Source organism: Hungatella sp. L36 (assembly GCF_014288035.1).
Genome location: NZ_JACOPC010000016.1, coordinates 32,214 through 47,994, shown reverse-complemented (window position 1 = coordinate 47,994; position 15,781 = coordinate 32,214). Strand labels below are relative to the sequence as shown.

The following is a 15,781-nucleotide window of genomic DNA, read 5'->3' as shown; positions in this document are numbered from 1 at the left end:
GGTTTATTATACCTTAATGCGCATTTTTCTACAATACTTTTTCAGGATTTTGTGGCGGACGGGCACAGAGCCTTCCGGCGTTCCTTATCATGCAGGCCTGGAACTTCCAATCTTCCGGTAAAGAAAAGCCGCAGCGGGATAGCTGCGGTTTTTCAAACTCACTGCCGGACTGACCGGATAATCAGATTTCTTTTACTGCCCGCTCTGCCGGACAATGATATTATACGGAACGCTCCTGTCTCCAAGGATAAAGACCAGACGGTAAGTACCCGGAGTCATTTGATCTGCGTCAGGCACATTGATATGGAATGTCTGGGTGCCTGTATATTGCGGAAGTCCGCCGACAGGCAGTCCGCTGCTGCTTACATTCCAGTCGTCCATTTTCACGTAAGAGCCATTCTCCTTTTTGTAAAACTCAACCTGTACCGCAATTCCTTCTGCTGCATTTTTAATAATATAATCTGCATAAACTATCACTTCTGATCCAGGAGAAAATAGCCGCTTCCCCTCATGGGTAAAAATCTTCAATCCATATTCTGGATTTTCTTCTACCGTATAATCGGTTACGGCAGAGGTGATTGCCGCTCCGCCGGAGTTCACTCCTGTTGAAAAAAGCTGTACCGATACGCGGTTTTCGCCCGGAGGTAATCCAACGGTATCTGTGGTGTTCATGGTAACCGGAAAGCTTCCCTTCTCCAGATCGCTCAGGCTGATGGGCAGATAAACCCTGCCGCCAACCGGATAGTAATTCTTTTCTCCGACGGTGAATACCGTCCCGTCCGGGAAAACGGTTCCGTCCTCAGGCTGCATTACCACAGCCGCCCCATCCAGCATACGGGTATCGTTTCTAAGCGCCACCTCCAGCTGAAACGTATGCTCACCGCGGGAAAGACCATCGCCCCCGCTTACGGCTAAAGACACGGACGAATTATTCACCGTAAAACCGGCTCCTATGGAATCTGCGCTCTCTTCATTGCGGAGACGAAGGCTGTACTCATCTGCGGTTATCCCGTCCGATGAGTCAAATTCCATGATAACAGTAACCGGATTGCTGCCTGTCTCACCAGTCAGTTTACTGCCGGCCCACATCTTCTCGAAATCATCCAGCTTAATCTTTTCGTCCTGCTCATTTCCCGTCACACGGTATATAAAAAATGGTTTTCCCTGTTCTGTCAGAGTCAATTTCGTTCCCGCCGGGATCGGGATCCTTTTTCCCGACTTCTGCAGTTCGAGCCACAGATCCGCAGCATTGTATGGCTTTCTGAGTATAAACGATGCCGTCAACGAACTTTTAGGAGAGATCATAATATTTTCTGCTGCCTCGAAACCATTATACTGTTTTCCACCGGCTGTCTTTATTTCGGAAACCGCTGATTCTTCCCAGCGGACATTCAGTTCAATGGTAACCGTCACGCCGCTTCCATCCTGCAGACTTAAAGCCACCACATCAATATCGTTCTTTGCCGTAAATCCGGGCGCGTTGTAAAGGGTAAATTCTATGGCCGCTTCATACCGGCTGTCGGTTGATCCAATTCTCACGGAATCCGCTTCCATATAACCGCTCAGATCATAACTTTCTGCCATCAGGTCCGCGCTGTGCCATCCCTGACTCTGGACAGGCTGCATGGCGACTGCGATGTTGTACCCTGTAAGCTTCGTTTCAGAATGATAGCTGCATAATGTGGTTGTTCCCTTAAAGTCGGTCTTCACACCTGTTAAATCCAACGTTCTGCTCATTCCGGCCGGTATCACCAGCTTCCCCGTGTAATTGCCGCTCTGTGTCGCGTAGAGTTCCACACTCTGATCGGACAGCGCAGCCGCCTTCGTGACTATTTCTATATTCAGGGTGGTCGTCTCTTTTTTTACATTTCCCTCGTAACGTTCGATCTCGGCAGTCACAGTCCCCAAGTCCTGGCTCTTGGTGATTCCGTCGTTATCATAGGTCAGGTACAGCGTAATCTTAGGTACCTTTCCCTGACTGACAGAGTCTGAGCTTTTTCCGATAATCGTATAGGATGAACCCGAACTGGCCGTATTGGGTGAAATGATATGATCCGCAGCTGAAATAAGTCCGATGTCTGTGCCTATGCTCAGACCAAAACTGTTCAGCGGGTCTGCCTTAATCTTATTTTTCTCAGTGTCACCGTCAATAGACTCGTCAGACTTAATCCAATTTCCCTCCTTATCCTTTGCGGTATCTGCAAGCTTAACTGCGGCTGGTATCGTGATACTGCTGATTTTATAGACTGATTCATGCTCCGCAGGAGGCAGTTCGACCGTGCCTGATGCAACAGAGAACCCATCCGCCGGCCCATCTTCCAGCTTTTGCGCGGTCAGTACGGTTTCCCGCACAGCGCTGGCATTGGCCCCAGCCACCTGCCAGAAGCGGAAGCCCTGGTCAATGACATTTGTATACCCCAGTTCTCCGGCCTGATTGGGTACGGCAAAACCTCCGTCGTCCGGATTAGCATCATCGTTCTTAATCCGGGCGTAGGCATAGGCTTTCGCGGTCTCCTCTGCAAGCAGGTAGGAATACCCATTAACCGCCCCATACGTTTCCGTCGTGGAATCGGCCGCTGATTTATGAGAGACAAGGAATACGGTACCGGTTGTCAGCATAATTGTATTGGAAACACTGGAAAGCTCCTCGTACTTCACTTCCTTTATTCCCGCCTCCGTAATCTGAACACTCTTATAATTAGCCAGTTCGATGGAAGCGGAATCCAGAACCAGCGTACTTCCGTCTGCCAGCACCAGACTGTTTCCCAATACGCCCAGCTTCTTCTGATCTTCCTCCGGCTTTTCCAGATCTCCAATCCGGTTTAAAGAATACAATGCCGTCTGATTACTATTGGCCGCATCCGACTGTCCGGATAAATGGACATGAGAATTGATGAGGCGAACCTGGTCTGCCCTCTGGATCGATGTAAGAGTGCTGCTGACACTGTCCAGATTCCCGTCAGCGTCCGTAAGCTTTCTGCCATAATTAGCCACGGTCACCAGTCTGACGGAACCGGCGTCACAGGAGGCTCCGCTGCCAAATACTCCGCCTGATATACTCATTTTACTGCCGCCCTGATCTCCGCCGAAGTCATACCCCTCTCCGTCTATATAAATATGTGAAAAGCCCTTTACAGTTATGGTTGTGTAATCCGGAGTATCTCCGCCAAAATCACCGCCGGCATATACAGAGCTTTCCACAGACAGATCGGAGGCCTTCAAATCAGGCTTTTCACCCGGATTATCCTTATAGTGCTGGCATGCTCCTATCGCCTCCACCCCTATATGCACATGAGTCGATCCATTCGTAATCCCCTGGTAGCCGCCGCCGAATACCTTGCCGCTGACCTTGCCTCCGACAAAATTAAGGAAAATCAAATCTTCAGGGTCGCCTTCTTCCGGCCCGTCATTGCTGAATTCACTGCCGCCGTATAAATTGCCGCGTATCCAGCCGCCCGTCAGGTTGACGGTGGAGCCGCCTAAGACATAGCGCTCGCCAGCCTTGCCAAGCGCGCCACCATAAACAGAACCGTTAATGGTTCCATCTTCTATTTTAATGTTGGTTTTTCCCTGAACCAGCCCTTCACTGCCGCCGCCATAGACGTTTCCCTGAATCGTTCCGCCAGTGATGGATACGGAGGCATCTCCCCGAACCAGACCTTCACTTCCTCCTCCATAGAGATTACTCACGATGATCCCATTGGTTATAGTTATTGACGTGGAGCCGCTTATCTCAGCCTTTTCTCCTCCGCCATAGACGTTTCCCTGAATCGTTCCGCCGGAAATGGATATGATGGTTCTTCCTTTGACCTTCGCATTTTTTCCGCCTCCGTAGACATTTCCCTTTATGCTGCCGCCACTTATCTGAAAATTGACCGTAGAGCCTTCTTCAATTCGGGCACAGTCATCGAATCCAGACCGGCTGATTCCTTTACCGCCTCCGTAGACATTTCCCTGAATCGCTCCCCCGGAGATATTCAAGGTCACGTTTCCTTTCAAATATGCATTCTGGGTGATATCATATCCGGGCGTCCCCGTTGTGTCATGTCCGCTTCCGCTCGTATAAACATCTCCTGTTATCTCTGCATTGTCTTTAATTGTAATTGTTACGTCACCTGTCAAGCTTCCAAAATCTTTAGCTAACGTCTGATTGGCCTCATTTTCTGCAGAAACACTGGCTTCCCCGCCAATACCTGCTGCAAAGATATTTCCTACGACGCCTCCGGAAGCAGTAATTCTTACTTTTGATATTTCACTCCCGCTGCTGGTAACATAGGCTGCAGAACCGGAGCCGTATACATTACCCACGCTGCCCCCCGTTATATTGATATCCAGCTCACCGGAAAATGTCGGAATGCTTTTATTCCTGCCCGATCCTGCCCCATAGATGCTTTTGACCGTTCCGCCTGAAATATTAAGGACCGTAGTTCCGGAATACGGAGATTTGGCCTCACTGTATCCCTGACAGCCACCGACCAGTTTATCTACATTTCCCCCTTCTATGTTGATTTCCACATCTGCATTTTTTATTTCTCCACTGGCGCTGCCTGCAATAATAGTCGCTACATCTGCACTTCCCCCTACCGTAATAACGGCTTTCTTCTGCTTAACATCGACAGAGGGCTTACTTCTTATATAACCTACAATTCTTGTAATTTTTCCGGCGTATACACTGATTGTTCCCACATTTTCAGTGATGTCATTCTGTCCGGATCCATACAAATAGAGATTTGAACCAGTTGTAACACTGCTGTTAATCCGAATATTGTGTCCGTTACAGTACATATGATCCAGGTTCAACAGTTTAACAGAATCAAAGATAATTTCCTCGTACTGGTAAAAATCATTGTTTGCACTGTTTGCGTGATTCGATAATTCTATTTTATCATTGATACCTTTAATTGTGACTGGGACTGCATTATCTGATAAAAAATGCCACTTCCATTTATTTTGCTCAGACACCGAACTATTTCCTTTATAGGTATAATTTTGTGTCAATATAATCTGGTTACTTTCAGCTGTTCCTCCGGCTTCCCTCTTATTTAGCCGTGACGCCGCCATTTCCAACGTCTGAACGGCCTGATCGCTGGATTTTCCGGAATTGATGTCATTACCATTTAACTGATCTACATAAATTATATTGATATCCTCTACCGCAGCCACTGCGTCAGAATACAGTACAACCGCCTCAGAAGCGGAACGCGAACGTGTCAGTTTCACAGGAGTGATCACACACCGGTAATATAAATCAACACGATTTTCTTCAAGCTCTCTCTCATATCTTGGAGTATCGGCCCCCTGAAGCTCCGTCCAGCCGCTTTCCGTCTCCATGTCACTGCCAACGGCTTCCGATGGGGTAGCCGAATGGGCAGCGTGCATGATTGTGATCTTCTTTCCTTCCTGCTGTTCTATATCCCCGGCACGATCAGTAACCTGCCACTGGTACCGGTACATAAATTCATCCGGATTTTCCGGTATCTCCCCGGTGCTGTTATCGATCACGGTATACACTGCCGTGTTCCCTTCCCGTTTCGCTTCCACGCGGAAATGATAGTTTTCGGCCTTTTCCCATACCGAGTACAAGCTCAGATACTCGCCCTCCACCGAAGAAATGGTCTCCCCGGGAGTTCTCACCAGGCCAGGTTCCTCCCCTTCTAAAGTCCAGCCTTTAAACGTCTCCTGGTAAAATTCGTTATCCTCATGGAGCAGACTGATCTCTTCCGGACATTCCGGCAGAAGAATCTGTTCATCCCGGACCGGCAGTTCCATCTCTGCCTTATCATCCAAAGCAGCCGTAACAAGCCCGTCCGCCACTTCGTATCCGGCATATTCCGCCGCATCGATGAAAGTCTGATTATCCTGAGAACAAATCACAAAACCTCTCTGATCCTCATAAAATATGGTTTCCGGGTTTTCGATCTGTTGTTCCATTATGTACTCTATCGCGTATTCCGCTTCATCCTCCAAGGGATTTTTGATCTTCTTTCTACCCCTGTCTGTGGCGGAATCCGTTGCTGCGGCTCCTCCATTTTCTACTCCTGGCACTGTTTCTGCACCGGTCTCTGTTTCCACAGCGGTTCCAGTCTCCGCTTCGGTGTCTGTTTCGGTACTGTTTTCTGCTCCGGCTTCGGTATTCGTTGCTGTACTATTTTCTGCTTCGGTTTTCGGGGGTGTTTCTGTATCACTTTCTGTTCCGGTTTCTGGGGGTGTTCCGGCAGCACTTTTTGGTTTGGTTTCTGGGGGTGTTACGGTTCCATTTTCTGGTTTGGTATCTGGGGGTGTTCCAGTACCATTTTCTGGTTTGGTTTCTGGGGGTGTTACGGTTCCATTTTCTGGTTTGGTTTCTCGGGGTTTTACGGTTCCATTTTCTGGTTTGGTTTCTCGGGGTGTTCCGGCTCCATTTTCTGCTTCCGTTTCCGGGGGTGTTCCGGTTCCATTTTCTGCTCCCGTTTCCGAGGGGGTTCCGGTTCTATTTTCTGCTCCCGTTTCCTGGGGTGTTCCGGTTCCATTTTCTGCTCTCGTTTCCGGGGACGTTCCGATACCATCTTCTGCTCCCGTTTCCAGTTTTCTTCCGGTACCATTTCCTGCTTCAGATTCTATTTCCGCTCTGATACTACTTTCCGCTCCAGATTCCGTTTTCGTTCCAATACCACTTTCCGTCCTGGAATCATCGTCATTTGTCCCTGCCGTTACCGCACCTTCGCACAACAGCGCCTGGATATGGGGTATAATCCCTGCATTCAAAGCCGGTGGCGTATTCTCACTATATGCATTGCTCGGACTTGATTTTTTCGCAGCATTGGAAGGTGTCGCCTTCTGTTCTTTATCTAGAAATTCCCAATCACGGCTGACAATTTCCCCGCCATCAAATTCATTGATCACAACAGAAAATCGGGGAGCGTGTTCTGCGTCTCTGCCTGAGAACGCATAATCACCAATCCCCATGAGACTCTCCGGAAGCCTCAATTCTCCTTTCAGACCGCCCAGATCATAAAACAAACAGGAACCGATATAGGTAATGCCATCTTCTATCATCAGAGTGTGAATCTCTTTTGCATACTCCAGAAATGGTGCATTTTCCTTGGTAAAATCGTTTGTATCACCGGTACCCTTTAATGTCAGAACACCGTCTTCCAATTCAGCGGTCACACTCTCACCCACATGGAATTTTACTGTTCTGCCCTCTGTTGCATAGGCAAGTATAGACTCAAAACTCAAATTAGTCAGCATAAGACAGACGATCAGACTAGCAGCAATCCACCGCTGCCGGTGATATCTCCGCCTGTTCCTTCTGTTTCGTATCTGTTTTGTGTCCATAGTTATACCTCCGACTTTATGAATAACAGGAAGCCTTTACTCGCTTATCCCGCCAATCGTGATAGAATCTGCAAACTGACCGCCTGCGGTAAGATTCAGGCTGGTATCTGACTTCAGCAGAATCAGAGAATACACCCCGAGCCCCGGTGATGTATAGATAAATTCACTGCCATTTAATTTCACCCTGTCGTCGGCCTGATTCACCGTAATTTGATCTGACAATATCTGAATTTTAATATCTCTTGACGAATCGGCACAGATCATTGTCAGTACTGCGGCGGCGTTGCCCTCATGATCCTCCACCGTATATTGATTCCCCAGACCTTTTTCAAAAACGGCTTTTAACGTTTTTTCATATGGGGACATCGATTTTACGGTTACGGTTGTCACCTGGTCATTCTTAACCGGCGTCACGGTAATCTCTGCTGTAGTCTGTGACCCGGCTGAAAGCTTACCGGATTCAGGCGACGCACTTCCATTTGTTACCTCTATCTCATATGGGATCTCTGTCTGGGTTATTCTTTGAGCATCTGCGTAATTAAACAATTGCACCGTGAAGTTTGCTCTATCCGGATCGATATAATATTTCACATCCTCCGCCTCTTCCTTCAGAAGATCGCTTGTAAAATAGAATTCCTGGGGCGCAATGATTCCGCTCTGTTCTTTCCTGGACACGTAACGCGCCGCAGTGACACTCACTCCAGCTGCCAGTACGGTCAACAGAACTATCCCTGGAAGAAACCGCAGCAGACGCCGGCTTTTTTTATTTTTATTCATAACCTTTGTCTCCTCATTACGGACTGACCGGGGTCGTCTGTTCTGCCTGAACGGTCACTGTTATCAGGTCTATCTCATCGGCATATTCTGCATTGCTCACGGGCAGCAAAACGGTTAATACATAAGTATGTTTAGTTTCTACGGAATGAGGAAGAAAGCCGCCTTCCAAGACGGCTTTCCCATCCGAGAAGCTCAATATTCCAGTATTCACTGTATTTCCCAATCCGCTGCTCCCTGATTCCTCTTTTGCAGAAAGCGTAAATTTCAATGGCAGATTGTCTGTAGTTTCGACCGTAATTGAATAGTTCTGCCCTACCTCACTAATCTGGCCCTCTTTTGTGTTGGTAACAACGAACTCATATTGCTGTGCCGAGTCATTTCCCGGCTTCATCCCATTTATATCGATCTGAAATTCGCTGCTGCCGCTTCCCCACAATGCCACAGACGCCACAGCTCCGCCCTCTATCCGGGTTCTGTATCTGGCAAGGGTACTTGGCAGTATCGTCATTGTGACTGCACAAAACAGTAAGATATATCCTATGATTCTGGCTCTTGTCAGGTGTTTTTTCATTTTCATAGTATCCTTCCTGCCTATGGTATTTCTGCTTATTCAGTGCTCATTTCTCTTAGACTTTCGAACCGTCTGACCGGGAAAGCATACGAACAATACCACGGCCAGTAATATGAGAAGCCTGCCGGGAACTGTGCGAAAGAACATGAAAATGTTTCCAATACCCGGAATAACAACGATCACACGGCCTGCAATCTGGTCCGTCTGTACCGGAACACGGTCAGCCACATTGTTATAATCGCCCTTCGTAATAATGCCATCCGCTGTATTTTCAATAAAACGGTGTGTAATCAGGCTGCCGTTATCCCAATAGCTGATAATATCCCCTTCCTGATACAGTTCCTCCTGATGGATAATCAGAAGATCCCCTGCCGATATGACTGGTTCCATGCTGCCCGTCAGAACAATAACCTGGGAATATCCGAAGATGGCCGGTAATTGATCCTTCCACATCATATTTGAAAATAACTGCCAGGCATTGATTATAATGACAATGACCATCAGGATTAAAACAACGTTTTTACTCAGTTTTCTCAAAATGTTCCTTCTGCTGCCAGTCTCTGCATCTCAGCTAAGCTCTGCGCCTGCCGCAGACGTGTCGTCAGCTTTCCTCCGCATGAATTTTCATATTCAGTATATAGGTATGTTCCGTACCGCTGCCGATACGGGTATCCTCGCTGTCATTTCCTTCCGGCGGCCAGATCCAGTCCAACCGGTATAGTTCACTCGATTCAGCGTATATTTCCGTGTTTAACCTCAGATCTGTGCCGTTCCTTTGCAGAGTACCGGAAACCGACCGCTTCGTCTGCTTATTTCCAGCGTTATCCAGTGGGGTCAGCGTGAAGGAAAGCGGAAGATGAAGTCCATCTCCTTCTGACATGGTTACCGTTGCGTTCAGCGAAGTACGCCGCGTGTTCTGCAGCCGGAATAAGTAGTATCCGGAAGATCCCGGTGCAATTTTGTTCTGCTCTCCGCCGGTGCGGTTGGAAAATAAATCAATGGTACAGTTCTGCGTCCACTGCGCATAAGATCCATCTGTTGTCTGCCCGGAAACATCAAGAACTCCTCCATCAGGCTGCGTCGGTTCTTCCGGCTTCTCAGGTTTTACAGAATCACGATCCGAATCAGATGAGTTCCCGGAACCGGATGGCTTTGATGGCATTACCTGGTCTGCCGGGAAAGTGGGTCCTGTTGGATTCTCCTGTTCTTCCGTATCTGACTGACCAGCGCTATTTTTCGAAGAAGATTCTTCCGGAGATTCTGAAATTTCCGGAAAACGGTCTGACGCTCCCGGTCTCCCAATTTCTTCGGAGGATGGGGCAGACGTATCACTTCCAGCCTCACTTTCCGTTTCCGGCTGCTTCGAAGTTCCGCTGCCGATAGGACTGACAATTCCGTCTCCAACAACGACGCCCGATGCACCCGGAAGCTCTGCAGTTCCATCCGGATTTATAATCTTTCCTCCAGGCTCAATCACTGTTCCGTCAGGCAGACTTACCGCTCCATCGGCGTCCACCTTAATATCACCGGACGCTATCGGCTGTTTTTCTATCACAGTGTCATCTGAGAGTATAATATAGGCGGTGTCATCCGTCTTACCTCCCGGAAATACTACGTTCCCATCGGGCAGATGCACGTTGCCTCCCGGAGTCACGATCACACCATCTCTGACATTTGCGCTTCCCGTGGGTGTGACAACGTCTCCGTCACGAGTGGAGAAGGTAAAGCTTTCTGAATCAATCCTCATACTCTCCTGATCCAGCTCAATTACTACTTCCAGCACTCGTACATCAATGGATAGTTCAATCGCATATGCTCCATTTTCCGTCAATTGGATGGACACGTCTTTCTCTTTCCTGCTGTCATACTGGATATTGATCTTTCTCTGTACCTGTACTTCTCCCTCATCGGTGAGAATGGATATGGTATGCTCTCCCTGCGGTACATTGGGAAATAAAAAACCGCCTTTTGAGTCTGATACGGTTGTAATCGGATCACTGTGCAGTTCGAGACGCCGCCCTGCTGCCGGTGTGCCATCCGTGTATGCCACAATACCGGAGAGATGAATCATTGTACGGCTGTCCGTACTCTCCGGCGTCAGTAAGATCGTATCGATCAGCTGTCCCATAGAAGACGGTCCGGCATTGCTGCCTAATATGTATCCCACCAGACTGGAGGTTATCAGTGTAATAAAAAACAACAGCAGGATCAGCACCAGCCATATTCTGCTGTTATCCCGTCTTTTTACCTCAGATCCCGTTTTTTTCTGTTGTTCCATGGCGTGAATCCTCCTTTAGGGAAAATAGTGCATTCAGCCTATGGCAAAAAATACGGTCACCCATATTCTTTGCCGAGGGCTGAAGGCCCTCGCAGAAATACCCCGGCACAGGGGGTAGTGATTTTTATGGATTTTCAGTAGTTGAGGTTGGAGTTTGCTGTGTACCGGTGACAGTAATTTTTAATGTTAAATCTTTATCGTTATAAGCATTATCGTTGTCGCTTGCTGTGGCATTTCCATTTGGCCATTCCCAAGTCACGGTAATTGGTTTTTTCATAGCATCTGCCGCTCCATCATAGTCAATTTTTTTTGTAATACTCTCACCCAACGTATATGAAGTACCATCCACCTTAAAAATAAATCCATCTGGAATTCCATTTGCACCATCTTTACTGATTATAATGCTGCAATCAATTCCCACCTCACTGCCAGTTCCATCAACCACAATCTCAAAAGAGCCTTTTGTCCCAGGTGCAATCACACCCTCTTTAATAGTACCTTCGTTATAACTGGCCCTGTTTGCAGTACTCCCCAAATCAATCCCCGTCATTGTTGCCTCTTGGCCATTCGCTTTAAAACTCCAAGCCGCCACCGTAGCCGTGGCGCTCCCGGTAACCTCCGTAGCATACTTAGCCATCGTCCCGCCCGTCAGGCTGGTAGTCACAAGTGTCATTGCCACTGCCAAAGCGCCAAGACAGGAAACATACGATCTCTTCTTCATACTTAATCTCCTCGCTTTCCATATAATAGGGAACCGCTTAGCTGATAACAGAACATCGTCAAGGTACGGTTCCCTGTGCCTGTGACATTAAGATTTATCCCGGGCACTCCCATACCCGGTTCTGTATGGCTCTCCTACGCCGTGCCCATAGAGCAAGAGCCAGTGCATACAACTTATCTTCTTACCTTTCGTTACATACACGAAAGTATCATGCCTTAAGCTTCATGGTTTTCGTTCCTTACTCTCACGTTCCGCTTTCAGGGCCGCAAGCTCCGCCTCCAGCTGCGCGGTATGGGACGCCTCCTCCTGGTCAGCCCGGCGCCTCCGCCAGATATCCCAGAGAAGGAAAAGAAGCAGGGGGCAAATAATAAAGAGGATCATCCCTGTGGTAGTCTGCATAAACAGGATCATGCTGCCCAGGCCCCCGATTCTTCCGCCCTTCCAGATGCCCTGTATCTGATCCGCAGTCACTGGCAGCCGGTCTTCTGTATTATTGGCATCGCCCCGGGTTACATATCTTACCTCCCCCTCCTCACCTGCAGTCACGCCTGCGATACGGTGCGTGATCGCCTTTCCGGAGGAGAGGTAACAGATAACGTCCCCTTCTTTCAGCAGATCCGTATCCGTATTGTGTATAAAAATCATATCGCCAACCCGAATCACCGGTTCCATGGAACCGGATAACACCACGGCAGGCTTGATGCCAAAAACACCGGGAAGCTCATCAGGATTCCTATAACTTCCGACAATTAATATCAGATTGATGATAATAACAGGAATGAGCAGCACACACAGTACCGCCCCTGTTACCGTAGAAACTATCGTGGAGGTCTTTCTACGCTCATGAAATTCTCCTTTTGGCTCTTGTATTCAGCTTCGGGCAGACTGGATTGAAAGGCGCTCGCAAATGTACGCTTTAAGCGTATGTTCATCGTTTCTGTCTCCCCTGTATACTTTCCTATTACATAAAATAAAAGCCAGCCTCATACTACACAGCTGACTTTCTATCTACAGGCAACTGGCTGGCATTCCTTCGACTTATTCTTCAAGGGATATTTCCCGCCGCTTCTAACATTTTCTTATGTTTTTAGAATACTTCTTTTTACTGGAAATAACAAGATTTTACACCGTTTTGGCAATGCCATTTATGTGGCAATAATGATGCCATTTTCTATTTATCGGAAAATACAGTTCGGACTAACTAAAGTATCATGAAGGTTTATCCAGGTGGTATTCTGGCATTTTTGATGCCAAATAAATGGCATTGCCAATATCTTCCATTATCTTGTCATTTACATTTAAATGAAGTATTCTTTGCAAAGAAGAGAAATTACACATATGCCATTTTCCTTGAATTGTACTCTTTTGATATACCATGAATTGCATCCACAGTTAGGCGGTCTACGATCAGATAAAACGGAGGGTTACATATGAAAGTAATAATTGCTGGCGGCTCGGGTTTTATGGGCAGTCATTTTGTTCAGTATATGGCCGGCAAATACCCGGAAAATCAGATTATTAACCTGGATATTTACGAGGATAAGCAGAAATTAAGATCGATGGAAGATATGGCTAACTATCAGTTTATGAGATGGAATTTGACCAACCGGGAGGCAGTTTTTCATCTGCTTGATACGGTAAAACCCGATATTATCATCAACTTTGCACAGGAACAAAGAGACCCCTGTGGAATGGATTCATACGCAGAAAAATCGGAGACAGCAGCCATAAATCTTCTCGATGCCTGCCGCACCTGTGGCATCAGACGGTATCATCACGTATCATCAGAAAAAATCTATGGCACACGTCCGCCTTATCATACCCCTCACATTTTTACAGAAGAAACTCCCATCGCTGTGTCAGACGCATTCTCTCCAGTGATGACGGACGCGGATCTGACCGCCCGGATGTACCACAGATTCGACGGTCTTCCAGTTACTATTTCACGATGTTCCAAAAACTATGGGCCTTATTGCAGCCAGAATGAATTCCCTTTTACAGTTGTCAGGAAAGCACTGGCTGAAGAAACGATAATTCCAGAAACAGACGGAGAAACCATAAACGGCTGGCTCTATGTAGCGGATCACTGCCGTGCCCTCGATCTGATTATCAATGAGGGGAAAGACGGTGAGATCTATCATATCGCCAGTGAGAGTATGCTGACGAAGACCGAAGCCGTTAAGACAATAGTAAGGATTCTGAACAAACCGGAAGATCTTGTCTACTGTTCTAAAGATAATGGGAATCATAAAAGACAATCTGTACTGGATACTTCAAAGATCACGCAGGCGCTAGGCTGGGTCCCCTCCTATGATTTTGAAACGGGTCTCAGGAAGACGATCCTCTGGTACATGACTCAGCAGAATTGAGACTAAAGCGAGGAATTTTATGCAATTCTATGAAAAACTTATATTTTTACAAAATCTCACACAAGTTACAAATCGAATGCTGGCACATGAAATTCAGGTGGACCCCTCACAGATCAGCCGTCTGCGTACCGGAGCCAGAGGAATTCCGCGCAACCGCGATCTTATTAAAGCCATGTCCTCCTACTTCGCAAAACGGTGCAACACGGAATATCAGCGTCAGGCCCTTTCCGGAATGCTCGGTATCAAGCAGGCGCTTACTCTGAAAAAGGATCAGCTGTCTGAGATCCTCTATTATTGGCTCTGCGGTGAATCCGCTGAAGTCGGCCGTTTTATCCGGACCTTCGAGTCGCTCACCTTTGGAGATCCGGACGCAGGTATCCCAGAGGATCCATTCAGGCTAAACATTGATAATGCCGTCTATTATGGCAATGACGGAAAACGATCCGCCACGCGCACGGTTTATCAGCATTTACTGTCGATGGAAAAACCGTGTACGATTTACATCCTGTCGGATGAAGCCGATGACTGGATTTCTGAAGATATAGAATTTTCCCGCAGCCTTCAGGCCTGGGGGTTAAATCTTTTGCACAGAGGGTTTAAAATTTTACAGATTGTACCTCCTGCTGCGCCTTCCAACCTGGCATTTGAGTCATTAACCCGCTGGCTTCCTCTCTATATGACCTTCCAGGTAACCGCATATTTCTATCCCCGGCTGCGGGACAGTCTGCATCGGCGTACCCTCATCGTCGTGCCCGGAGAAATCACTATGACTTCAAACTCCGCCGCGCATCAAACCATCAGCACCGAGACCATGCTGACTACGGACACGAGGCTGACTCTGGCCTATGCCTCTCAGTTTCAGGACTATATATCCCTTTGCCGCCCTATGCAGATTATATATACGGAGTCTCAGGGACTAATGTACTGTTTTACCAGTTTTTTATCATTTGATGGGGACCGCATTCAAAAGCTGCCCTCTCTTTCCGCAGAAACGGCGCCTCCCGAGCTGATGGCCTACTGTACGGAAAAGCAGGCACATCCCGACCTGTTGAAACTCGGTAATCTCTATCTTCAGGAATTAGCCCTTTCTAAAGGCAGCAGCAAACCATATGTATTTATTGATCTTGTGTATCTAGCCAGTGCAGAAGATGTAAAAAGCGGCAAAGTCCCTATTCTCCTGTCTTATACTAATGTCGACTCGCCTCCGCTTTACTACACATCTGAAACTTACATTCTGCATTTAAAAAATATTCTGGATATTTTAGATACCTATGATAATTACCATTTTGTGCCTATTAATCCGAGAGCCCAAAAGGAAGGTACGCTTATGGTGAAAGATGGCCATAGAGTTCTTCTGGTGCGTGGATATCATCCGGTCTCCGTCCTGGAAATATCTCAGCCTGAGATGATACAGCTCTGTCAGGAATATTTATACAAAATGGCTGAGCAGATCGGATACAGCGGAATGAACAGAGCCAAGATTATTTCTCAGATAAAAAAAAGGATTCGGGAACTTCAGGTTTAATCGATTCTGTCTTCCGTATCCAGGCCATGGATGGGGTTTGGGGGCCAAACGCAAAAGCATTTGGCCCCCATTCATAATGAACTATTTGCAAAGACTGGTAATTCGTTCTGACGAAATGGAAGGGGATCCATTTCCCTGTTCTCTCTGTATATATCATTATAGTTCAATTCCCCATATATCACTATTCCATTTCTGCCTTTTTATATCACAATCCTGCCAATTC

The 15,781-nt window shown here is 47.4% G+C and carries 9 protein-coding genes; 2 read left to right on the top strand and 7 right to left on the bottom strand.

The features are described from left to right. Positions 1-192 precede the first annotated feature (192 nt). From H8S80_RS27470 to H8S80_RS27440, 7 genes are all read right to left on the bottom strand, one after another. A complete protein-coding gene (locus H8S80_RS27470; protein WP_117631045.1) occupies positions 193-7,317 on the bottom strand; it encodes a hypothetical protein in 7,125 nt (2,374 codons plus the stop codon). Between the two features lie 36 nt (positions 7,318-7,353). Beyond that, positions 7,354-8,094, bottom strand: coding sequence for a hypothetical protein (locus H8S80_RS27465; protein WP_117620997.1), 741 nt, complete (start codon positions 8,092-8,094; stop codon positions 7,354-7,356). A gap of 16 nt (positions 8,095-8,110) precedes the next feature. Further along, entirely contained in the window at positions 8,111-8,671 is a 561-nt protein-coding gene (locus tag H8S80_RS27460; protein WP_051364838.1) for a hypothetical protein, read from the bottom strand. Positions 8,672-8,704: 33 nt separating this feature from the next. Further along, positions 8,705-9,202: a signal peptidase I gene (locus H8S80_RS27455; RefSeq protein ID WP_117620998.1), complete on the bottom strand. Its 498-nt coding sequence runs from the start codon at positions 9,200-9,202 to the stop codon at positions 8,705-8,707. 64 nt (positions 9,203-9,266) lie between these two features. Further along, complete coding sequence (locus H8S80_RS27450; protein WP_117620999.1) at positions 9,267-10,943, bottom strand: carboxypeptidase-like regulatory domain-containing protein; 1,677 nt, start codon at positions 10,941-10,943, stop codon at positions 9,267-9,269. Positions 10,944-11,067: 124 nt separating this feature from the next. Next, positions 11,068-11,664 (bottom strand): hypothetical protein, encoded by a 597-nt coding sequence (locus H8S80_RS27445; RefSeq protein WP_117621000.1) that lies wholly within the window; start codon positions 11,662-11,664, stop codon positions 11,068-11,070. A 222-nt stretch (positions 11,665-11,886) separates the two neighbouring features. Continuing rightward, on the bottom strand, positions 11,887-12,453 hold the full coding sequence (locus H8S80_RS27440) for a signal peptidase I (protein WP_117621001.1): 567 nt from the start codon (positions 12,451-12,453) through the stop codon (positions 11,887-11,889). Positions 12,454-13,094: 641 nt separating this feature from the next. Between H8S80_RS27440 and H8S80_RS27435 the strand changes: the two genes are divergently transcribed. Beyond that, positions 13,095-14,033: a GDP-mannose 4,6-dehydratase gene (locus tag H8S80_RS27435; RefSeq protein ID WP_117621002.1), complete on the top strand. Its 939-nt coding sequence runs from the start codon at positions 13,095-13,097 to the stop codon at positions 14,031-14,033. Positions 14,034-14,109: 76 nt separating this feature from the next. Next, positions 14,110-15,558: a hypothetical protein gene (locus H8S80_RS27430; RefSeq protein ID WP_243007862.1), complete on the top strand. Its 1,449-nt coding sequence runs from the start codon at positions 14,110-14,112 to the stop codon at positions 15,556-15,558. Positions 15,559-15,781: the final 223 nt, after the last annotated feature.